Source organism: Aeromonas sp. HMWF015 (genome assembly GCF_963878965.1).
Classification (GTDB): Bacteria; Pseudomonadota; Gammaproteobacteria; order Enterobacterales; family Aeromonadaceae; genus Aeromonas; species Aeromonas veronii.
The window spans coordinates 1-2381 of sequence record NZ_CAWNZT010000204.1 but is presented as its reverse complement, the minus strand read 5'-3'; the positions used below and the strand labels follow the sequence as shown (position 1 = coordinate 2381).

The following is a 2381-nucleotide window of genomic DNA, read 5'->3' as shown; positions in this document are numbered from 1 at the left end:
GCGTACTGCTCTGCGCTCTGGTGCTGGCGGCGCTCGCCTCCCAGGTGCTCTATGCGGTGGTGCTGAGTCTTGGCTACGGTTGCTTCTCCCTGTGGCGGCGTCATCTGCGCCGCAGTCGTCAGCAGGATGCGCTCCCGCTGGTGAAGTAACCTCTCACCGATGGTCGGAAAAATGAGAAAGCCCTGATGTTCAGGGCTTTTTGATTCCGGCATATGGGATGTTCATATGAATACTAGCTGGCACGCTATTTGCCGAAAAGTGCGGTGTCGGATCAACTCAACGGCGATTTATAGCCAAAAAAAGTGGGATCCAGCTCCCGTTTTGCTTAAAGTGCTCCCTTCCGATCCCGGTGGTCGGAATACCCGCAAGGATGCCCTTCAGACGTAAACAGGATGGCTTGGCCAGACTGACTCTCAGAGATGTGATTGCTTCGGTTCTCTTTTTATCTGTCACCTGTGGTGATAGCGCCTTGTTCCGTTCAGTCAGCCCGGGTTTTGCGTCTCTCTCATCGTGCATTGTCACCATCTGCAGCGAGTGAATCATGAGCGAATCGGTTTTAGAGATCCATGACTGGACCCTGAGCGTTGACGACAACATGTTGTGTCGCCCCGACCGCGAGGTCTACCTCGAACCCCGGCTGGTCAACCTGTTGCGGTTTCTGGCCCATAATGCCGGCACCGTGTTTGGCCGCGATGCCCTGATCAACGAGGTGTGGGATGGCGCCGAGGTAACCGATCAGGTTGTGACCCAGTCCATCTTCGAATTGCGCAAGATCCTCAAAGATGGTCGCACCGATGCGACCGACTATATCGTCACCGTGCCCAAGCGCGGCTACAAGCTGGTGGCACCGGTGCGGCCGCTGCAGGTGGTTTCCGTGGTGATGGCGGACGAGCAGCCCGCGGTCAATACCGCTCTCTCCGACAACCCGACTTTATCCGATCTGAGCCCGCCTGCGGCTGAGCAGGATGATGATGAACAGCCCAATGTCGCCCCTTTTCCCGCCGGGCCCCTGACCCGCGCCATCTCCACCCATGCCAAGGATGCCCGCAGCCGCTGGAAGATGGTGAGTTTCGATATCTTCGTTGCCATCGTGCTGATCGCCATTGTCAGCATGCTCAGCTACCAGCACACCAGTCCCCAGGTACACGCCATGCTGGATCCCAACCTGCTGGTGTTCCGCTTCCACTCCGGCATGGATGACAACAACGAGAACGTGCGCCTCGCCGATGGCATTACCCGCGCCCTGATGGGGGAGGTGGCCGTGGCTACGCCGCTGCGGGTGCAGTACGGCGCCACCACTCTGATGGGAGGCATCATGCCCGGCAAGGAGCTGAGTGTGCGGGTCACCCGCCAGCCCCGTGGCACCTATCTCGATCTGGAGTATCGCAATATCAACACCAACCGGGTGCTGTTCAGCCATCAGTACCAGCTCAGTCGCCACAGTGTGCACGGCGTGTTGCAGGCGAGCAGCCAGGATCTGCTGCGTGCCCTCGATCAGCCCGATGCCGAGCCGGGGATGGGCTGGCCGACCGATGATGCCTCCCTGATGGCGATGATGGAGGCGCAGTACTACATCAACAGCCGGGATCCGGTCGCCCTCAAGCGTGGCATCGATCTGCTGGAGCAGGCGCTGATTGTCCATCCGGATCAGCCGCTGCTGCTGGCGGAGCGCTATCTGGCTGGCGAGGCGCTGGCCACCCTGGCGGGCAAATCCGAGAGCGAGCGGCTACAGGGAATTGGCACCCATCTCGCCCGCGTGGTGCAAAACAGCGGCGCCCTGCCAGCCCGGGTGTGGGAGGCGTTGACCCTGCAGGCGATCCTCAACGGCCAGCAACAGCAGGCCAACTATCTGTTGGAGAAGGCGGCGAGTCGCGGCCGCTCGGTGCTCTACTACATACTGCAGGGCAAGCTGGCGGAGCTGGACGGTCGCCCCGAGGCGGCGGGTGATGCCTACAGTCAGGCCTTCCTGATGGAGGCGACCGAGCAGACCTATCTGCTCTGCCTGCAGCTCGGTTTCTACAGCAATATGGAGAGCCTCACCCCGGCTCTGTTCAATGCGCTGGGCCAGAGCAAGGTGAAGCTCTTCTAACGCTACTGCCTACGCTTCTATCGGCCAGCCCTGTTGTTGGCACTATCCACAGGCTGCCTTCGGGCGGCCTGTGCGGTTTCTGCTTGTTTCAATCCTGCTGTTTGCTATTGGGGATAGTCGCTCTGGTGAGTCATGATTTATCCCCCGCAGCTCCCCACTATCCCCATTTGTCTTTGTCTTGCATGTGGCATTCGCTGCACTCGAGTTTGCCCAGCTTTGCGCCGCGAGCGTGCCTAGTGCCGTCATCCCGTTGTGGGCGGCGGGATAAGCTGTCCGTCACAACCCATTTCTC

At 60.1% G+C, this 2381-nt stretch carries 1 protein-coding gene; it reads left to right on the top strand.

Annotation, left to right across the window (positions count from 1 at the left end; genetic code table 11):
- Positions 1-541 precede the first annotated feature (541 nt).
- Complete coding sequence (gene cadC / locus AACS18_RS11125; protein ID WP_108614276.1) at positions 542-2089, top strand: lysine decarboxylation/transport transcriptional activator CadC; 1548 nt, start codon at positions 542-544, stop codon at positions 2087-2089.
- Positions 2090-2381 lie beyond the last annotated feature (292 nt).

Bases quoted from the DNA above. Each gene is read 5' to 3' on its own strand.
- cadC (WP_108614276.1), top strand. From the start codon at position 542: ATGAGCGAATCGGTTTTAGAGATCCATGACTGGACCCTGAGCGTTGAC.